Here is a 17,338-nt window from a genome sequence, read left to right as displayed (position 1 = left end):
CACTAGGGTAGCTCGCCCCAACACCTTCTCTGCCCTAGCCGCAGATTCATGCACAACCGCATATAAGCCCGCATCAGTGACCGCATGTTGGCTCATGTACTGCATTTTATTCGGCCCTCAGCAGCATGAGCATAGGCCTCAACTCCTGCTTGACGTAACGGCTCAGGATGCCCACCAGGCGCCGGACATCGTAGCGTGCCGTCAGAGGGGCAGAAATCAAGGTGTGACTGGCGTGATCAAGAAGTCCTTCCCGGGCTTCCGGCCGCGCCTTGGAGAAGAGAAAAGAGAGAAGTGCATGTCCACTCCGCCACAACTCCCAGATGGTTACGGGCCGATGCCCGGTTACGGGGTGCCGCAAGGCGTGCCGCAGCAGGGGCCGCCGCCAGTTGGGTATCCGGTGGGTGGTACTCCCGCCGGCCCCACACCGTACGGCCAGCAGCCTGGCCCCTACGGGATGCCGCAGCAGGCGCCCCAGTTCGGGTACGGGGGCGGGCCCGGGATGCCGCCCCTACCGCCGAAGCGGAAGGCCGCGAAGGCCTTCGGCATTCTCGGCGCCATAGCCGGTGTCCTGGTGATCGGGACGGTGGCGTCGACCGGGGTGTTCCGTGGTGGCGGGAGTTCGTCGGGCGGGTCCGACAGTGGGCCGCGGTACCGGATCACGGTGCCGCAGACGCTGGCGGACGGGGAGTACAAGCTCGCCAAGGACATATCCCAGCAGGCCACGGAAACGGTGGGTGAGGGCGGGGCCAATGAGCACAACGTCACGACGTCGGGCGGCCAGTACTCGTCCGGGACCAAGATGCTGGTGATGGTGGGGATCTACGGCGTTATCGACGACCCCCAGACAGCTATCGATCACAGCATCGAGGGCATGAAGGACGACAGCGACACGGAAGTCGCGGTGGCCGACAAAAAGTTCACGCCCAGCAGGGGCGGAGAATCAGTCACCTGCGGTGTGGACGTACGGACGGAGATGGGCAAGAAGGTCACGCTGACGTTCTGCGTCTGGGCCGATTCCACTACGAGCGGGAATGTCGCGGAATCCGACTCGGCGGAGCTGGCAAAAGACCCGCGCTCCATCGACCTACAGGCCTTCGCCGACAAGACGGACAAGATTCGGAGTGAGGTCAGGAAGCCGGTGGGGTGAGATTCCAGATTCCGGATGCCGGCCCGCTCTGAAGTACCGCCGGTCACCACGTGGCCTGGAGGCCGTTGTCCCGCGTTGACCGGCGTCGCAGTACGAGGGTCCCGGTCGACCCCGCCCCCTACGCCTCCTCCGCCAACTCCAGCCACCGCATCTCCAACTCATCCTTCTCCGCGCTCAGTTCACGGAGCTGGGCATCCAGACCCGCGACCTTCTCGAAGTCCGTCGCGTTCTCGGCGATCTGGGTGTGGAGGGTGGCTTCCTTGGTGCCGATCTTGTCCAGTTGGCGTTCGATCTTCTGGAGTTCCTTCTGGGCGGCGCGGTTGACGGCCGCGGCCTTCTTGGGGGCCGCCGCGGTCTGCTGCGCGGGGGCCGGGGTGGCAGCGTCGATGACCTGCTGTCGGCGTTCCAGATATTCGTCGAGGCCGCGGGGCAGCATCCGCAGTGTGGCGTCGCCGAGGAGGGCGTGGACGCGGTCGGTGGTGCGCTCGATGAAGTAGCGGTCGTGGCTGATGACGATGAGGGAACCGGGCCAGCCGTCGAGGAGGTCCTCCAGCTGGGTCAGGGTCTCGATGTCGAGGTCGTTGGTGGGCTCGTCGAGGAAGAGGACGTTGGGCTCGTCCATCAGGAGGCGGAGGATCTGCAGGCGGCGGCGCTCACCGCCGGAGAGGTCGCCGACGGGCGTCCACTGCTTCTCCTTGGTGAAGCCGAACTTCTCGCAGAGCTGGCCGGCGGTCATCTCGCGGCCCTTGCCCAGATCGACGCGCTCGCGCACCTGCTGGACGGCCTCCAGCACCCGCAGCGTCGGGGGGAGTTCGCCGACCTCCTGGGAGAGGTAGGCGAGCTTGACGGTCTTTCCGACCACGACGCGGCCGGCCGCCGGCTGGGCCTCGCCCTGGGTCCGGGCCGCTTCGGCCAGTGCCCGCAGCAGCGAGGTCTTGCCCGCGCCGTTGACGCCTACCAGGCCGATCCGGTCGCCGGGGCCCAGCTGCCAGGTCAGGTGCTTGAGCAGGACCTTCGGCCCGGCCTGGACGCTGACGTTCTCCAGCTCGAAGACGGTCTTGCCGAGGCGGGAGCTGGCGAACTTCATCAGCTCGGCGTTGTCGCGGGGCGGCGGGACGTCGGCGATCAGCTCGTTGGCCGCCTCGATGCGGAAGCGGGGCTTGCTCGTACGGGCCGGGGCGCCGCGCCGCAGCCACGCCAGCTCCTTGCGCATCAGGTTCTGCCGCTTGGCCTCTTCGGTGGCGGCGATCCGCTCCCGCTCGGCCCGCGCGAAGACGTAGTCGCTGTAGCCGCCCTCGTACTCGTGGACGTCGCCGCGCTGGACGTCCCACATCCGGGTACACACCTGGTCGAGGAACCAGCGGTCGTGGGTAACGACGACCAGCGCCGAGCGGCGGGCCCGGAGGTGGCGGGCCAGCCAGGAGATGCCCTCGACGTCGAGGTGGTTGGTGGGCTCGTCGAGGACGATCAGGTCCTGCTCGGCGATCAGCAGCTTGGCCAGCGCGATCCGGCGGCGCTCACCGCCGGAGAGCGGGCCGATGACGGTGTCCAGGCCGTGGGTGAAGCCCGGCAGGTGCAGATCGCCGAAGAGGCCGGTGAGCACGTCGCGGATCTTGGCGTTGCCGGCCCACTCGTGGTCGGCGAGGTCGCCGATGACCTCGTGCCGGATGGTGGCGGCCGGGTCGAGGGAGTCGTGCTGGGTGAGGACGCCGAGGCGCAGACCGCCGCTGTGGGTGACCCGGCCGTCGTCCGCGTCCTCCAGCTTGGCGAGGATCCGGATCAGGGTGGTCTTGCCGTCGCCGTTGCGCCCGACGACGCCGATCCGGTCCCCCTCGTTGACGCCGAGCGAGACACCGTCGAGCAGGGCACGGGTCCCGTAGACCTTGCCGACGGCTTCCAGATTGACGAGGTTGACGGCCATCTCACTCCTGCACTTCACATGCACTTCACATCGATCGACCTGTCCAGCCTAGTCGGCGTGGGGAGGCGGGCCGCCGGGAGATCAATACCTGTGGATAAGTGCGGGGAGATGAGTACCGGGGGATGAGTATCCGTACTGATGGCAGGGCCGGCGGGCGCTCCTAGCGTGGGCCGCATGATCAATGACCAGGCTGCTCCGGATGCTCTTCCCGTGCGCGAGACGGCATCGTCGGACACAGGCTCCACCGTGGGCCGTGTCGTCATCGGCCTGCTGGTGCTGGCGTTCGCCGGGGTGACCGGGCTGTTCGCGCCCCTGCTGGTGATGGCGAGCGACAACTGTAACGAGGGGGACGCGCGCGCGATCTGCTCCGCGAGCGTCCAGCAGATCGTCGGCGGCCTGCCGGTCGGCGCCGCCTTCGTGGCCGCCCTCCTGGCGGTGGTGGGCATGGCCAACAGGAGCGCGGCGGGCTGGGGCTGCCTCCTGGCGGCGCCGTTTCTGCTGGTGGTGTCCTGGGTGGTGGCACTGGGCCTCGCGGGCGGCTGAGGCACCCCGCTCGCAGCTGTGACGTGTCGCTGTAACGTGCCGCCATGGCACCGGACTTGGACATGGGCACGGCAGTGGAGACGGTACGCGGGCTGGTCTACGGCCCGAGCGGGAAACAGTTGGACGTCTACCGTCCGGCCGGGGTGTCCGGCCCGGCGCCCACCGTGCTGCTGTGGCACGGCATCGGCCCCGACGAGCGGGACGTGCTGGAACCGCTGGCGCGGGCGTCGGCGGCGCTCGGTGCGCTGGTGCTCGTACCGGACTGGCGCTCGGACGCCCCCGACGGCGGCCGGGCGCATCTGCTGGAGTCCGTCGCCTTCCTCCGCAAAGAGGCGGGCGGGCTGGGCGGCAACGAGGCGTCGTGCGTGCTGGCCGGGTGGTCGGCGGGGGCCGGGGCCGCGCTCGGCGTCGCGCTGCGGCCCGAGAGCGCGGCGGACTGGCGGCCGAGGGCACTGGTGGGTGTGGCGGGCCGCTACGACCTGCCGGCGCGCACCACCGGCACCCCGCCACTGGACGATCTCACCGCGGGCCGGGAACCGGGCGTAGCGGTCCACCTGGTGCACGGCGCCCACGACACCGTTGTGGATGCGCGGTACTCCCGCGGCCTCGCCGGGACGCTCCGGGCCGCGGGCCGGACGGTGACCCTCCAGGAGCCGGACACGGACCACGCGGGCGTGATCATGACTGCGTACGACCCGGCGGCGGACCGCTGCGTCCCGACGACCGCCGGGCACGCGCTACGGGCGGGGCAGCTCACCGCCGAGGCGCTGGCGAGGGCTGCGGCGGCCGGTCCCAGCCGAATGTGACCGGTCTCGTTAAGGCTCGATCGCGGCGTTGTGAGCCTCGGCGGGATCGGCGTCCCCGGCTCGTGCGACAGCTACCGCGTCCAGCAGGGGCCAGCCGTCGATCTCCACTTCCTGCCGTTCCCCCGGCTGCCAGCCGCGGGCCGACGCCGCGTCGAGCAGGGCCCGGACGGCACCTGGTTCATGCAGGTTCAGGGAGGCACCCCGGACGTACCCCACGTCTCCGGAGCCCAGGGGAGCCCCGCCCGGGACGTACCGGCCAGGGCCCTCGGCGAAGACGATGCGCAGCGGGCCGCCGGTGCCGGCCGGCTGCGGGTACAGCGTGAGGGTCTGGCAGCAATCTGCGGAGCGGCCGCTGTCCGGCACGCAGTGGCTGTGGCGGAGCGTCCACAGGTACGACCGCCCGTCGGCGACCAGTCGGCGCGGCTTCTTCGGATGGCGGAGCACGGAACCGAGGGTACGTGGCCATCCGATGAGGCAAGACAGGACGAGAGACGGGACAAGGCAGGCGGAACGGAATCCGTGCGGCTCCGGCCCGGGGCCCGGAGGTCAGCGGCGGCCGCCCCCGCCGGACGACCAGGTGTTGAGCCTCCGTACGGCCTCCTCCAACTCCCGGCGCCGGGCCGCCTGGTCTCCGGGGTGCCGCGGCTCCTCCGGCGGGCGGACGTACGGCCGGACGAGACGGAGGCCGTCCTGACGGCACAGCGGGAGCAGTTCGGGCGGGAGCCGCCGGACGCGCATGAGGCGGCGCCGCGGCGGAGCCTTTGGCAACCAGGCCGTGAGGTCGCTCAGCTCAGCGACTTCTCGATGGCCTCGAAGACGTCGGCGTCGGTCTCCTGCTGCCAGGCCGGAAGGTCGGGCCAGTCCGCGACATAGCCCGGCTTCGGGTCGTCGAACTGCTTGAACATCTGGGCCGTCCAGCAGATAGCGACGAAGCGGCCCTTCTGTTCCCGGGACAGCCTGGCCGTCTTCCCGTCGCTGACCTCGATGAACTGGCGCACCTGCGCGTGGACCGACCCGGCGGCCGCGCGCTCCCACTCCGGGGTGTCGGCCCACGGAGTGACGTAACCGGCCTTGGGCTCCCCAGGGAAGTGCTGACGCACTCCCGCAATCCAGGCTTCCCGGAACAGTCGTGCACCCTCGGTCTGCGACATGTCATCCCCTCTCGTCACGGCGTCCTCAGCGCGGCGACCTCCGCCCCCAGCTCAGCCACGCGGTGATCGCGGCTCAGGGGGCCGAACTCGTCGCACAGGTCTCGGAGTCTACGGGCGATGTATCCGGAGGATGAGGCACGAGCCAGCTCGACGGCTTCCCTTCCATACGTGACCGCCTGCTCAGGATCGCGCCGCTGCACTCCGATGGCCGCCAGGTCCGTCAGCACCGCACCTCTTCGACGCAGCGACTGTCCGGATGCCAAGGGTGCGTGCTGCAAAGCCTCTCGCAGCGTTCCCTCCGCCAGGTCCAGGCGCCCCAGTCGCACGTACCGCGCACCACGCTCCTCCGCGAGCCGGGATCCGTCGAACCTGAGCCACCCGCCGTTGGCGCTCTCCGGGGTGAGCTCCCGGACCTCCTCGGCACGCCCCAACGCGCGCTCACACGCGTCCAGGTCGCCGAGGCCGGCGTATGCCTCGGCTTGCACCGAGGCGACCCAACAGCGGGTCGAGAGCCCCTTGTCCCCACGCCCGGCCAACGCCTCGGCCGCGCCGAGCAGCTGCGCCGCCTCACGATAACGGTGCTCCGACAGGTCGACGTAGGCGTGCCGTACGAGTGCGCAGGCCCACAGGTCGTACGCTCCGGCGTCCTTGCTGATCGATGCCGCGAGCGCGTACGAGGCAGCGGCGTCGGCATACCGGTTCGCGTCGAATGCCACCTCACCGGCCAGCTGAAAGAGGTCTGCCGCTGCGCTCAGGAGCGGGCGGGTGTTGCCGCGCCTGTTCGCCAGGGCCTCGTTGAGCGTCGCCAGCTGATCACGGACAACGGGGTAGACGGATCCCTTGGAGCGCGCCAGTTGGTAGACCTGCCACAGGTGGCTGTTCATACGGGCGAAGTCAGCGGGAGTTCCCCGGCGGACGCCTGCGGTGAGGGCTTCCGCCTCCGCGTGCGGGAGAGGGGCCAGCGCCCCGCTGACGGTGAGTATGCGGAGGAATTCACGGCGGATCATTTCGTCGGGGTCTCCCGCGTTCGAGGGGTCACTGGGCTGCTGCCCCGGCCTCTTCTCGCTTGCCGCTCGTGACGGCGTCAGAAGGGCGTCCAGCTCGTGAAAGCTGATGTCGAGGGCGGTAGCCAAGGCTCGTCGCTGGGGTGGTTGAGGAGCGATCCTGCCGCTCTCCCAGCGTCCGACCGTCGTGCGGTCCACACCGAGTAACTGGGCCATTTTCTCCTGACTGTAGCCCAGGGTCCTGCGCCTTTCCGCCAGTCCCATGACCGACCCTTCCCGCAGTGCGACCTGTCCGAAGTCCGTGCACGGATCTGCCTCAAGACTGCCGCATCGATGCCGTGGAGTACCGCAACTCCAAGCGCTTTTCTGGATGTTGCCCCGGACGAGCGCAAGGGATCCACGGAGGAGTTCGGTCATGACCACGAGAGGCGAGACTCCGGCACACGAGCCGGACGACGGTAGGCGGACTCAGAGCCCGGGTGCCGGACAGCGAGTCCTCATGACGCTCAGGGTCTCCCATGACTCCGGCCGGACGTGGAGCCCGGTGACGAAGGTACGGGAGGACCGGCCTCGGGCGCTCCCCGACAACTCTGGCGGCTTCCCTCCGTGTACGTGCCCGCGCTGCACCGGCCGCGAGGCACTCTTCGGGGCCTCCACTCAGGTGGTGTCGTGATGAGGTGCGCGAACTGGCGCCGACTGCCCTTGGACCTGGCGCGGAAAGCGCGGGAGAGGTCGGCCTCGAAGTGCGTCGACAGCACCGTTCAGTGCCAGTTGTGCGCCCACGAAGACAGTCAGCACTACGGCTTGCTCGACGACCTGGAGTACGGCACCGCGCTGTGGTTCCGGTGGGGCGCTGCCGGCACGGAGCTGGCCGTACTGGCGGACTGCCCAGTGCCCGACGCCCAGGGGCCGGGCAGGGAGGGCTGCTGCCTGTTCGCCGGCCACGCCGGACAGCACACCTGGGAAGAGGCCCACCTCGTGGAGGACCCGTGCACAAGCTGATCGCAAGTCCGTACAACGGCACGTTCCTCGTCGCACACCCCGGCGACCGGGCAGGGATGCAGATTCCCCGGGCGATGTACGAGCGGCTCACCGCGCTCACCGAGAGCGGTGACCCCTTGCCGGACTGGCTCCTCGAAGGCGCCCGATCCGCCTGGGGTCTGGATCTGGCGGGCGTGCCCACGCGGGATGTCGTCCTGGTGCGGACGCGGACCCGGCTCGGTTACGGCCGTGCCACATACGAGATCAACAAGGGCTGCAACTTCAACTGCGAGCACTGCTACCTCGCGGAGCGGAAGTTCGAGGGCCTTCCGTGGGACGGCAAAGCGCGACTCCTGCGCCTGCTGCGCGAAGCCGGGGTGCTGTGGTTGCAGTTCACCGGCGGCGAGCCGTTGATCGACCGCGACTTCATGGACGCGTATGCGCTCGCCTTCCGGTCCGGGATGCTGATCGAGATCCTCACCAACGGCTCCCGGCTGCACCGCCCCGAGCTCATCGGGATGCTGCGGGACCTGCCGCCGCACAAGGTGACTGTCTCCCTCTACGGCGCGACACCGGACAGCTTCGACGCCCTCACCCGGAAGAAGGGAGCGTTCAGGCTGGTCGAGAAGGGGTTGGCCGCCGCGTCTGAGGCCGGGATCGCACTCGAACTGGCCCTGATCGTCACCCGGCACAACGCGCACGAGCTGGACGCCATGCGTGCTCTCGCCGACCGCTACGGGACGGGCCGTACCGAGTACGGGACGATCTCCCCGACGTATTCGGGCACCCCCGAGCCCCTGGCCGCGCAGGCCCCCGGTTTCCTGGACAAGAGCAGTGTCTTCCAGGGCTGCCCTGCCGGTCACACCTTCTTTCATGTCGACCCGCATGGCCTGGCGACCATGTGCAAGGTCGGCCGCGAAAACCCCATCGACCTGATGTCCGAGGGCACGGACGGGCTCCTCCGCCTGCCCGGCATCGCCGATGCCCAAATGCTTCGCACCGGTGGCTGCGGCGGCTGTCAGCTCTCCGGCACCTGCCGGGTCTGCCGACCGCTCGCCAAGGCATACCAGGAGGCGAAGGCACCACTCAACACCTACTGCCAGCACGGAAGCGAGGAAGCGCAATGACCACTGTCATGGTGGAGATCACGCCCCGGCCTCAGGCCCAGGAAGAGCCCGAGGGAGTCGTTCTCCTGGAGGACCTGGAGAGGCTGACCGAGGGCGCCGTCCCCGGCTGCAACGACGACAACCCCTACCGGTAGTCATCCAGCCGTACACCACCGCGGGGGCTTCGTGGCGTTCACCGTCCGAAGCTCCCGCACCACCCGCACCGTGGAAGAGTGAGGTCCCATGGCGACCACCCGCATCGGCCTCGACCGGCTGCCCGCCGCGGCGCGCGCCGCCGTCGAGCGGCACACCGGCCCCTTGCTCACGATCGTGGAGGCCACCGAGGGCTTCAACAGCGAGATCGCCGCCCTCGTCACCGCCGCCAAGGGGACCTGGCACATCAAGGGGCTGCGCACCGACCACCCCCGCGCCTGGACCCAGCGCCGGGAGGCAGCCATCGCCCCTTTTCTCACCGGGATCGCTCCTGCGCTCCGCTGGCGCGTAGAGACCGCTGGGTGGGACCTCCTCGGCTTCGCAGTCCTGGACGGCCACCACGCCGACTATTCCCCCGGCTCCCCCGACCTCCCCGAAGTCGCTGCCCTCTTGCGCCGCCTCGGTGAAACCCCCCGCCCGGACATCGAACTACGCCTCGCTGAACAGCGTCTGGAGCGCTACGCCACCCACCCCGACGACCTCCGCTTCTTTGCAGGGGAGCACCTCCTGCACACCGACCTGAACAACACCAACGTGCTCGTCAACGACCGTGCCCCACAAGGAGACCGGGCCCGCCTCGTGGACTGGGCCTGGGCCACCCGGGGAGCTTCCTGGCTCGACGCCGGCTACTGGGTCATCTGGCTCATCGCCGCCGGTCACACGCCCGCCTCGGCGGAACGCTGGGCCGCGGGGATGCCCGCGTGGCACACCGCACCGGCCGCGGGCCTCACCGCCTTCGCCGCTGCCAACCGCAACGTCTGGGACGAGAGCAGCACCGTCGACCCCGACCCGTGGCACCTGCGCCTGGCGGCTGCCGCGGCCACTTGGCACGACCACCGCGAGACCGCCTGAACTCGGGCCCGCCCCTCCCTAGACCACCCTCGCCCCCACCGCCGGCCCCTCAGCAACCCGCACCTGCCGGCAAGTCCCCGACGCCATCAGCGCCGCAGCCACCTCCCGGGCCGCCTCCGCATCCTTGACCAGGAAGGCCGTCGTCGGCCCGGACCCCGAGACCAGGGCGGCCAGCGCACCCGCCGCGGTCCCCGCCTCCAACGTCTCGGTCAGCGAAGGCCGCAGCGACAGCGCCGCCGGCTGAAGGTCATTGGCCAGGGCCGCGGCAAGTGCGGTGGCGTCGCCGGACTCCAGCGCGGCCAGCAGCTCCGGCGCCGCCTCCGGCTCCGGGACGTCCGTTCCCGCCGTCAGGCGGTCGAACTCGCCGTACACGGCCGGGGTGGAGAGGCCGCCCTCGGCAACCGCGAAGACCCAGTGGAAGGTGCCGCCGACGGACAGCGGGGTCAGGAGTTCGCCGCGGCCACGGCCCAGCGCCGCCCCGCCCACCAGGCTGAAGGGCACATCGCTGCCCAACTCGGCGCAGATGGTGAGGAGTTCGTCCTGCGAGGCACCCGTGGACCACAGGGTGTCGCAGGCCAGGAGGGCGGCGGCGGCGTCCGCGCTGCCGCCGGCCATGCCGCCCGCTACGGGGATGTCCTTGCGGATGTGGAGGTGGACGTGTGGCTCGATGTTGTGGCGGGCCGCGAGGAGTTCGGCGGCGCGGGCGGCCAGGTTGGTGCGGTCCAGGGGGATCTGGTCGACGTCGTGGCCCTCGGCGGTGATCCGGAGGGTGTCGGCGGGGGTGGCGGTGACCTCGTCGTAGAGGCCGACGGCGAGGAAGACGTTCGCCAGGTCGTGGAAGCCGTCCGGGCGGGCGGCGCCCACCGCCAGCTGGACGTTGACCTTGGCCGGTACCCGGACGGTGACCGGGGTGGCGGTCGCGTCGGTCGTGTCAGTTGTGTCGGTCATGCCTGCTCTCCCCCTGGTGTCTGCTCTCCCCTTGAGGCGTGTGCTCCCCCCGACTGCCGGATACCGGGCGCCCCGCCCGGCCCCTTGTGCTCGGCGATCCTCGCGAACTCCTCGACGGTCAGTGCCTCGCCGCGGGCCTGCGGTGAGACGCCCGCGGCGACCAGGGCGGCTTCCGCGGCGGCGGCCGAGCCGGCCCAGCCGGACAGGGCGGCGCGCAGGGTCTTGCGGCGCTGGGCGAAGGCGGCGTCGACGACGGCGAAGACCTCGTCGCGGGAGGCGGTCGTCTCGATCGGCTCGGTGCGGCGGACCAGGGAGACCAGGCCGGAGTCGACGTTGGGGGCGGGCCAGAAGACGTTGCGGCCGATGGCGCCGGCGCGCTTGACCTCGGCGTACCAGTTGGCCTTGACCGACGGGACGCCGTAGACCTTGTTGCCGGGGCGGGCGGCGAGCCGGTCGGCGACCTCGGACTGGACCATGACCAGGGTGCGGTCGATGGTGGGGAAGGTCGCGAGCATGTGCAGCAGCACCGGCACGGCGACGTTGTAGGGGAGGTTGGCGACCAGCGCGGTGGGCGCGGGGCCGGGCAGCTCGGTGACGTGCATGGCGTCGCTGTGCACCAGCGCGAAGCGGTCGGCGCGGCCGGGCAGCCTGGCGTCGACGGTGGACGGCAGTGCCGCGGCCAGCACCTCGTCGATCTCGATGGCGGTGACCCGGTCGGCGGCCTCCAGAAGCCCCAGGGTCAGCGAGCCGAGCCCCGGGCCGATCTCGACCACGACGTCGTCGGGCCGGACCTCGGCGGTGCGGACGATCCGGCGGACGGTGTTGGCGTCGATGACGAAGTTCTGGCCGCGCTGCTTGGTGGGGCGGACGCCCAGCGCGGCGGCCAGCTCGCGGATGTCGGCGGCGCCCAGCAGGGGACCGGGATCGTCGGTGGTGCTCTTGCTCATGCCACAGCCTCGTTGTGCTCGTTCACCCGTGAAGCTTACGGCCGCAGACCGGCCACGGGCTCGCCCCCCTGCGGATGTAGAGCTTCTTGGCCCGGAAGGTCTGCTCCTGGGGCGAGGCGTCCTGGGGGCGGCCGCGGCCGCCGAGGGCCCGCCAGGTGGCCACATCGAACTGGTAGAGCCCCCCGTAGGTGCCCGAGGAGTCGACGGCGTTCGGCCGGCCGCCCGCCTCGCACTGGGCCAGCGCGTGCCAGGCGAGGTGGTCGGCGCCGCGCACGGAGGTGGGCAGTTCGCGGATGCCGAGGTGCACGATCTGCGGGCGCGGGGTGCGCACCACCTCGCTGTGCAGCCGCTTCGGTTTCTGCTTGACGCCGTTGACGCTGCGCATCCGGTAGGTGATCCGCCGCACGCCGGGGCGGCCCTGCTGGACGACCACGACGGCGCCGCGGGCCAGCCGGGAGTCGGCCCGGTGGATCGTACGGAACGGGATGCGCCGGTCGCGGACCTCCTTGGAGCCGGTGATCCGCAGCACCGAGAGGGTCTGGCCGTCGTGCGGGAAGCTGTCCGGCGGCACCGAGGTGGTGTCCTGGCCGCGCAGCGTGAGCCCGGCGTCGGCGAGCGCCTCGCGGACGGTGGCCGCGTTGGTGCGGAGCCGGTGTTCGCGGCCGTCGGCGACGATCACCACGGAGCGTTCGGTACGGACCGCCAGCTCCATGCCGCGCTGCGCGATGCGCCGGGAGCGGGAGGCCGACAGATAGGCGCCGTCGGCCCGTACGCCGATCTGGTGGAGGGCGCCGGCGACGGTGTCGGCGGTGGTCCACACCGTGCGGCGCTGTCCGTCGATGGTCAGCACGACGGGGCGGCCGTGCCGGACGACGACCTCGTCGCCGCTGCTGAGGGCGGTGCCGGGGGCGGGCGCGACGATGTCGTGGGCGCCGATGTCGAGCCGCTGGTCGGCCAGCAGGTCGTCGACGTCCGAGGCGAAGGTGTGCAGGGTGCGCGGGGTGCCGTCGACGGTGAGCCGGACCGCCTTGTCGTGCGCGATGAAGGCGGTGGTGCCGCCGGCGAGGAAGGCCACCACCAGGGCCCGGGGCAACAGCCCGCGCAGCGCGTCGGGGCGTTCGGCACGGCGTCTGCGACGGCCGCGCGCGGCGCGGTGGTTGCTGCTCTGCGAAGGACTCACGGCGCGCTCCACATGCCACGGATGCGGTTGACGGCCGGAATGTAGCGGAGGAGGAGGTGACTCTCCAAAGTTGACCCGATACGGAAAGTGATCGGAATGGAGGGGGCAGGGAAGGGTTTTCCGGCGATTTCCGGTGATTTGCGGGGACCTTTGGGGCGGCGTACGGCGCCTTCGGAAACCGTCGGAAGCCGGCCCCCGAACCGTCAGTAACCGAAGGCCCGCGCCGTGTTCGCCGCGACGGCGGTGGCCATCGCGTCCTCCGTCACCCCCGTGACGTCGGCCATCGCCCGCAGCGTGACCGGAATGAGGTACGGGGCGTTGGCCCGTCCGCGGTACGGGGCGGGGGTGAGGAAGGGGGCGTCGGTCTCGACGAGGACCAGCTCGGGCGGGGCGACGGCGAGCGCGTCGCGCAGTGGCTGGGCGTTCTTGAAGGTGACGTTGCCGGCGAAGGACATGAAGTAGCCGGCCGCGGCGCAGATCCTGGCCATTTCGGCGTCGCCGGAGTAGCAGTGGAAGACGACCCGGTCGGGCGCGCCCTCCTCGCGCAGGATGCGCAGCACGTCGTCGTGGGCCTCGCGGTCGTGGATGACCAGGGCTTTGCCGTGCCGCTTGGCGATCTCGATATGGGCGCGGAACGAGGTTTCCTGGGCGGCCATGCCCTCGGGGCCGGTGCGGAAGTAGTCGAGTCCGGTCTCGCCGACGCCGCGGACCTGCGGCAGGGCGGCCAGCCGGTCGATCTCGGCGAGCGCCTCGTCCAGGGCGCTGTCGCCGCCGGCCTCCCGGGCGCCCTGCCGGGACCAGCCGTCCGGATCACCGAGGACGATCCGGGGCGCCTCGTTGGGGTGCAGGGCGACGGTGGCGTGCACGCTGTCGTGGGCCGCGGCGGTGTCGGCGGCCCAGCGCGAACCGGCCAGGTCGCACCCCACCTGCACGACGGTGGTCACCCCGACGGAGGCGGCCTTGGCGAGCGACTCCTCGACGGAGCCCTCCTGCATATCGAGGTGGGTGTGCGAATCCGCCACCGCCACCCGAAGCGGTTCGGGCAGCGGCGGCGGGGTGTTCTTGTCCTGCGGTGCCATGGCCGCGATCCTACGAGGGGCGCGGCCGGTACCTCACTTGCGGTGGTGCTGGAAGGGATGCAGCAGGTCGGAGAGGTGCCAGTGGTGGCGTCCGGAGTCCTCGCCACCGGCGGTGCCGGTGGCGTCCGGGTCCGCCGCGGGGGAGGCCTTCTTCTCGCTGCCGTGCTGGCGCTGGTGCATGCTCGCCATCGCGGCGGAGACCATCGAGACCTGTCCGGAGCGCATGATGCGGACGATGTCGGTGCCGCAGTTCACGCAGGTCGGACGGGTCAGCGGGGAGGGGACGCGCACGCCGTCCGCGTAGTAGACAACGTGCAGCTCCCCCTTGCCGTCGACCTGATGGACTATGTCGTAGGCCTGTTCCCAGCCATGGCCGCACCGCATACAGGCGAAGGAGTACGCCTCGTGCGCGGCGGCATCGGCCTGCGGATCGGGGTGCGCCCCGCCCGTGGCCGTCGTGGAAACTCCGGTGGTCCTGGCGAAATCGCTCATGCCGAAACCTCGCTTCGCTCGGCCTCGCACTCGCTCGGCGCGCACCCCTCGATGATTCGCTCACTACGTTCGCTCATGTGCTGCGCTCCTCTTGTCCTCCGGACAAGGTCTTCGGGAACCGTGCGTCCCTGGTCCAGTGGACGCCTTTCCCGGTCACAAAGCAGCAGCTCGCCGACCGTATTGGTGCAGATTTGGCCGGGGGCAGGGAAAAGTCCCCGCCATCGCGGCCAGTTCTTTACCTTTCAGGCCAGTCATTTACCTTCTGATGAGTCGGTTTTCGCGGCGTTCTTCGCGGCGACCACCGCGTCGAAGACCTCCCGCTTGGGCAGCCCGGCGTCCGCGGCCACCGCGGCGATGGCTTCCTTGCGGCGCTCCCCGGCCTCCTCGCGGATCCGCACCCGGCGCACCAGCTCCTCGGCGTCCAGCTCCTGCGGCCCGCTGTCCGGGGCGCCCTCGACGACCACGGTGATCTCGCCGCGTACGCCCTCGGCGGCCCAGGTCACCAGCTCCGCCAGCGGCCCGCGCCTGACCTCCTCGTAGGTCTTGGTCAGCTCCCGGCAGACCGCCGCGCGCCGGCCGGGGCCGAAGATCTCGGCCATCGCGGCGAGGGTGTCGTCCAGCCGGTGCGGTGCCTCGAAGTAGACGAGGGTGCGCCGCTCGTCGGCGACCTCGCGCAGCCGGGTGCGCCGCTCGCCGCCCTTGCGGGGCAGGAACCCCTCGAAGCAGAAGCGGTCCACCGGCAGCCCGGAGACGGCCAGCGCGGTGAGCACCGCGCTGGGGCCCGGTACGGCGGTGACCTTGATGTCCCGCTCGACCGCGGCGGCGACCAGCCGGTAGCCCGGGTCGGAGACCGAGGGCATGCCCGCGTCGGTGACCAGCAGCACCCGCGCCCCGCCGGCCAGCGCCTCGGCCAGCTCGGGCGTCCGGGCCGCCTCGTTGCCCTCGAAGTACGACACGATCCGCCCGGACGGCTGGACCTCCAGTGCCTGGGTCAGCCGCCGCAGCCGCCGGGTGTCCTCGGCGGCGATCACATCGGCGGCGGCCAGCTCGGCGGCGAGCCGCGGCGGCGCGTCCGCGATCTCCCCGATGGGCGTCCCTGCAAGTACCAGCGTTCCAGTCACCTCCCCATCCTCCCAGGGCGCCGGCGTGGTCCGGCCGGTCGGCCTCCCCGGTGCGCTCCCCGCCGCGCACCGGCGGCTTCCCTACGATGGGCCGGGTGACGAGTGACACCACCGCGACCGACGCCGCCGCGCAGCACGCCCCGGAGCCGCCGGGAGCGCCCCCCGTGTGGCAGCGGCGACTGCGCCGCTTCGGGCTTCCCGACCGCCCGCAGACCGATGTCCGCGCGCGGCTGGTGCCCGCCTTCCCCGAGCCGGGCGGCCGGCTGTGGGCCGTGTTCGGCGCGGGCCCGGAGGCCGCGGCCCGGCTGGCGCGCTGGTCGGCCTGGGCCGGTCCGCTGCTGGTGGCGCTGTTCGCCGGGGTGCTGCGGTTCTGGCACCTCGGCAGCCCGCGGAAGGTGATATTCGACGAGACGTACTACCCCAAGGACGCCTGGTCGCTGCTGCAGTACGGCTATGAGGGCACCTGGGCGAAGAACGCCAATGACGCGCTGGTCGGGCATCCGCCGCAGCTGCTGCTCTCGCCGGAGCACTCGTATGTCGTCCACCCGCCGCTGGGCAAGTGGATGATCGCGGCCGGTGAGAGCGTCTTCGGGATGAACCCCTTCGGCTGGCGGTTCACGGTGGCGCTGGTCGGCACCCTTTCGGTGCTGCTGGTCTGCCGGATCGGCCGCCGGCTGCTGCGCTCGACGGCGCTGGGCTGTCTCGCGGGCACCCTGCTGGCGGTGGACGGGCTGCACTTCGTGATGAGCCGGACCGCACTGCTCGATCTGCTGGTGATGTTCTGGGTGCTGGCCGCGTTCGGCTGTCTGCTGGTGGACCGGGACCGCACCAGAGCGCGGCTGGCGGCGGCGCTGCCGGTGGGTCCGGACGGGGTGACGCGCCCCGACGACGGCGTCGGGGACCGGCTGCGGCTCGGGCTGCGCCCGTGGCGGATCGCGGCCGGGCTGTGCCTGGGCCTGTCCGCGGCGACGAAGTGGAACGGTCTGTACTACCTCGCGGCCTTCGCGCTGATGGCGGTGCTGTGGGATGTCGCGGCACGGCGTACGGCCGGCGCCCGGCACCCGTTCCGTTCGACGCTGCGCCGCGATGTGCTGCCCGCCTTCGGGTCCACCGTCGTCGTCGCGCTCGCCGCCTACCTCGCGTCCTGGTCGGGCTGGATCGCCACCAAGGGCGGCTACTACCGCGACTGGGCGACCTCACCGGAGGGCCGTACCGGCGGCTGGACCTGGCTGCCGGACTGGCTGCGCAGCCTGTGGCACTACCAGACCGAGGTCTACTCCTTCCACACCGGACTGACCACCCCGCACACCTACCAGTCCAACCCGTGGAGCTGGCTGGTCCTGGGCCGGCCGGTCTCGTACTTCTACGAGGACCCCAAGGCCGGTCAGGACGGCTGCACGGCGGCCGAGGGCTGCGCCCGCGAGGTGCTGGCGCTGGGCACCCCGCTGCTGTGGTGGGCGGCCTGCTTCGCGCTGCTCTACGTGCTCTACCGCTGGCTGTTCAAGCGGGACTGGCGGGCCGGCGCGATCGCCTGCGGCGTGGCGGCCGGCTATCTGCCGTGGTTCCTCTACCAGGAACGGACCATCTTCCTTTTCTACGCGGTGGTGTTCGTCCCGTTCCTGTGTCTGGCGCTGGCGATGATGACCGGCGCGATCGTCGGGCCGCCGGGCTCGACGGAGCGCCGCCGCACCATCGGCGCGGTCGGCGCCGGTGTCCTGGTTCTCCTGATCGCATGGAACTTCATCTACTTCTACCCCCTCTATACGGGAATGCCGATCCCCAAGTCGGCCTGGCACAACAGGATGTGGTTCGACACCTGGGTCTAGCGGCGCCAATTCGACAGTTCC

Annotated in this window: 19 protein-coding genes; 8 read left to right on the top strand and 11 right to left on the bottom strand. The window is 71.0% G+C overall.

Going from position 1 to position 17,338, the window contains the following annotated elements; genetic code table 11:
• Positions 1–295 precede the first annotated feature (295 nt).
• The gene (locus ACFW5B_RS04235) at positions 296–1,147 is read left to right on the top strand and encodes a hypothetical protein (RefSeq protein ID WP_386432939.1); all 852 of its coding nucleotides are present in this window, start codon (positions 296–298) and stop codon (positions 1,145–1,147) included.
• A 118-nt stretch (positions 1,148–1,265) separates the two neighbouring features.
• On the opposite strand, the gene ACFW5B_RS04230 is transcribed toward ACFW5B_RS04235, so the two are convergent.
• Positions 1,266–3,068 (bottom strand): ABC-F family ATP-binding cassette domain-containing protein, encoded by a 1,803-nt coding sequence (locus tag ACFW5B_RS04230; protein WP_386432936.1) that lies wholly within the window; start codon positions 3,066–3,068, stop codon positions 1,266–1,268.
• Positions 3,069–3,242: 174 nt separating this feature from the next.
• Between ACFW5B_RS04230 and ACFW5B_RS04225 the strand changes: the two genes are divergently transcribed.
• Together ACFW5B_RS04225 and ACFW5B_RS04220 are read left to right on the top strand one after the other, a co-directional pair.
• Positions 3,243–3,611, top strand: a complete 369-nt coding sequence (locus tag ACFW5B_RS04225; protein WP_386432933.1) for a hypothetical protein — start codon at positions 3,243–3,245, stop codon at positions 3,609–3,611.
• A 44-nt stretch (positions 3,612–3,655) separates the two neighbouring features.
• Entirely contained in the window at positions 3,656–4,417 is a 762-nt protein-coding gene (locus ACFW5B_RS04220) for an alpha/beta hydrolase (protein ID WP_386432931.1), read from the top strand.
• A 9-nt stretch (positions 4,418–4,426) separates the two neighbouring features.
• Here the strand turns inward: ACFW5B_RS04220 and ACFW5B_RS04215 are convergent, their stop codons facing one another.
• The 4 genes from ACFW5B_RS04215 to ACFW5B_RS04200 form a co-directional block, all read right to left on the bottom strand.
• Positions 4,427–4,861 carry a hypothetical protein gene (locus tag ACFW5B_RS04215; protein ID WP_386432928.1) on the bottom strand — a complete coding sequence of 145 codons (435 nt, stop codon included), beginning with the start codon at positions 4,859–4,861 and terminating at the stop codon, positions 4,427–4,429.
• A gap of 102 nt (positions 4,862–4,963) precedes the next feature.
• The gene (locus ACFW5B_RS04210) at positions 4,964–5,155 is read right to left on the bottom strand and encodes a hypothetical protein (protein ID WP_386432925.1); all 192 of its coding nucleotides are present in this window, start codon (positions 5,153–5,155) and stop codon (positions 4,964–4,966) included.
• Positions 5,156–5,202: 47 nt separating this feature from the next.
• Positions 5,203–5,568 (bottom strand): hypothetical protein, encoded by a 366-nt coding sequence (locus ACFW5B_RS04205; RefSeq protein ID WP_386432922.1) that lies wholly within the window; start codon positions 5,566–5,568, stop codon positions 5,203–5,205.
• Between the two features lie 14 nt (positions 5,569–5,582).
• The gene (locus tag ACFW5B_RS04200) at positions 5,583–6,836 is read right to left on the bottom strand and encodes a helix-turn-helix transcriptional regulator (protein WP_386432919.1); all 1,254 of its coding nucleotides are present in this window, start codon (positions 6,834–6,836) and stop codon (positions 5,583–5,585) included.
• 408 nt (positions 6,837–7,244) lie between these two features.
• On the opposite strand from ACFW5B_RS04200, the gene ACFW5B_RS04195 reads away from it, so the two are divergent.
• From ACFW5B_RS04195 to ACFW5B_RS04180, 4 genes are all read left to right on the top strand, one after another.
• Positions 7,245–7,574: a hypothetical protein gene (locus ACFW5B_RS04195; protein ID WP_386433254.1), complete on the top strand. Its 330-nt coding sequence runs from the start codon at positions 7,245–7,247 to the stop codon at positions 7,572–7,574.
• Complete coding sequence (locus ACFW5B_RS04190) at positions 7,562–8,680, top strand: radical SAM protein (RefSeq protein ID WP_386432916.1); 1,119 nt, start codon at positions 7,562–7,564, stop codon at positions 8,678–8,680. The genes ACFW5B_RS04195 and ACFW5B_RS04190 overlap by 13 nt, the downstream gene beginning before the upstream one ends.
• Complete coding sequence (locus ACFW5B_RS04185; RefSeq protein ID WP_386432913.1) at positions 8,677–8,814, top strand: hypothetical protein; 138 nt, start codon at positions 8,677–8,679, stop codon at positions 8,812–8,814. The genes ACFW5B_RS04190 and ACFW5B_RS04185 overlap by 4 nt, the downstream gene beginning before the upstream one ends.
• A gap of 88 nt (positions 8,815–8,902) precedes the next feature.
• Positions 8,903–9,724, top strand: coding sequence for an aminoglycoside phosphotransferase (locus ACFW5B_RS04180; protein WP_386432910.1), 822 nt, complete (start codon positions 8,903–8,905; stop codon positions 9,722–9,724).
• Between the two features lie 18 nt (positions 9,725–9,742).
• On the opposite strand, the gene ACFW5B_RS04175 is transcribed toward ACFW5B_RS04180, so the two are convergent.
• The 6 genes from ACFW5B_RS04175 to rsmI all read right to left on the bottom strand — a co-directional run bounded on the left by ACFW5B_RS04175 (position 9,743) and on the right by rsmI (position 15,491).
• Complete coding sequence (locus ACFW5B_RS04175) at positions 9,743–10,672, bottom strand: 4-(cytidine 5'-diphospho)-2-C-methyl-D-erythritol kinase (RefSeq protein WP_386432907.1); 930 nt, start codon at positions 10,670–10,672, stop codon at positions 9,743–9,745.
• Positions 10,669–11,619: a 16S rRNA (adenine(1518)-N(6)/adenine(1519)-N(6))-dimethyltransferase RsmA gene (gene rsmA / locus ACFW5B_RS04170; protein WP_386432904.1), complete on the bottom strand. Its 951-nt coding sequence runs from the start codon at positions 11,617–11,619 to the stop codon at positions 10,669–10,671. Before rsmA ends, ACFW5B_RS04175 begins: the two co-directional genes overlap by 4 nt.
• 22 nt (positions 11,620–11,641) lie before the next feature.
• The gene (locus ACFW5B_RS04165) at positions 11,642–12,799 is read right to left on the bottom strand and encodes a ubiquitin-like domain-containing protein (protein ID WP_386432901.1); all 1,158 of its coding nucleotides are present in this window, start codon (positions 12,797–12,799) and stop codon (positions 11,642–11,644) included.
• Positions 12,800–13,002: 203 nt separating this feature from the next.
• On the bottom strand, positions 13,003–13,878 hold the full coding sequence (locus ACFW5B_RS04160) for a TatD family hydrolase (RefSeq protein WP_386432898.1): 876 nt from the start codon (positions 13,876–13,878) through the stop codon (positions 13,003–13,005).
• A 33-nt stretch (positions 13,879–13,911) separates the two neighbouring features.
• Positions 13,912–14,370 (bottom strand): hypothetical protein, encoded by a 459-nt coding sequence (locus tag ACFW5B_RS04155; RefSeq protein WP_386432895.1) that lies wholly within the window; start codon positions 14,368–14,370, stop codon positions 13,912–13,914.
• A 251-nt stretch (positions 14,371–14,621) separates the two neighbouring features.
• A complete protein-coding gene (gene rsmI, locus ACFW5B_RS04150; protein WP_386432892.1) occupies positions 14,622–15,491 on the bottom strand; it encodes a 16S rRNA (cytidine(1402)-2'-O)-methyltransferase in 870 nt (289 codons plus the stop codon).
• Positions 15,492–15,577: 86 nt separating this feature from the next.
• Here rsmI and ACFW5B_RS04145 point away from each other — a divergent pair, with 86 nt between their 5' ends.
• Positions 15,578–17,317 carry a dolichyl-phosphate-mannose--protein mannosyltransferase gene (locus ACFW5B_RS04145; RefSeq protein ID WP_386432889.1) on the top strand — a complete coding sequence of 580 codons (1,740 nt, stop codon included), beginning with the start codon at positions 15,578–15,580 and terminating at the stop codon, positions 17,315–17,317.
• Positions 17,318–17,338: the final 21 nt, after the last annotated feature.

Source organism: Streptomyces sp. NPDC058773 (assembly GCF_042746015.1).
Lineage (GTDB): Bacteria > Actinomycetota > Actinomycetes > Streptomycetales > Streptomycetaceae > Streptomyces.
This window is presented reverse-complemented; position numbering and strand designations above follow the sequence as displayed.

Excerpts from the sequence above, each read along its gene's own strand:
- ACFW5B_RS04205 (WP_386432922.1), bottom strand. The coding sequence starts at position 5,568 with ATGTCGCAGACCGAGGGTGCACGACTGTTCCGGGAAGCCTGGATTGCG.
- ACFW5B_RS04175 (WP_386432907.1), bottom strand. The coding sequence starts at position 10,672 with ATGACCGACACAACTGACACGACCGACGCGACCGCCACCCCGGTCACC.
- ACFW5B_RS04195 (WP_386433254.1), top strand. The coding sequence starts at position 7,245 with ATGAGGTGCGCGAACTGGCGCCGACTGCCCTTGGACCTGGCGCGGAAA.
- ACFW5B_RS04160 (WP_386432898.1), bottom strand. The coding sequence starts at position 13,878 with ATGGCACCGCAGGACAAGAACACCCCGCCGCCGCTGCCCGAACCGCTT.
- ACFW5B_RS04210 (WP_386432925.1), bottom strand. The coding sequence starts at position 5,155 with ATGCGCGTCCGGCGGCTCCCGCCCGAACTGCTCCCGCTGTGCCGTCAG.
- ACFW5B_RS04230 (WP_386432936.1), bottom strand. The coding sequence starts at position 3,068 with ATGGCCGTCAACCTCGTCAATCTGGAAGCCGTCGGCAAGGTCTACGGG.
- ACFW5B_RS04235 (WP_386432939.1), top strand. The coding sequence starts at position 296 with ATGTCCACTCCGCCACAACTCCCAGATGGTTACGGGCCGATGCCCGGT.
- ACFW5B_RS04200 (WP_386432919.1), bottom strand. The coding sequence starts at position 6,836 with ATGGGACTGGCGGAAAGGCGCAGGACCCTGGGCTACAGTCAGGAGAAA.
- ACFW5B_RS04185 (WP_386432913.1), top strand. The coding sequence starts at position 8,677 with ATGACCACTGTCATGGTGGAGATCACGCCCCGGCCTCAGGCCCAGGAA.
- rsmA (WP_386432904.1), bottom strand. The coding sequence starts at position 11,619 with ATGAGCAAGAGCACCACCGACGATCCCGGTCCCCTGCTGGGCGCCGCC.
- ACFW5B_RS04225 (WP_386432933.1), top strand. The coding sequence starts at position 3,243 with ATGATCAATGACCAGGCTGCTCCGGATGCTCTTCCCGTGCGCGAGACG.
- ACFW5B_RS04145 (WP_386432889.1), top strand. The coding sequence starts at position 15,578 with ATGGGCCGGGTGACGAGTGACACCACCGCGACCGACGCCGCCGCGCAG.
- ACFW5B_RS04155 (WP_386432895.1), bottom strand. The coding sequence starts at position 14,370 with ATGAGCGATTTCGCCAGGACCACCGGAGTTTCCACGACGGCCACGGGC.
- ACFW5B_RS04180 (WP_386432910.1), top strand. The coding sequence starts at position 8,903 with ATGGCGACCACCCGCATCGGCCTCGACCGGCTGCCCGCCGCGGCGCGC.
- ACFW5B_RS04220 (WP_386432931.1), top strand. The coding sequence starts at position 3,656 with ATGGCACCGGACTTGGACATGGGCACGGCAGTGGAGACGGTACGCGGG.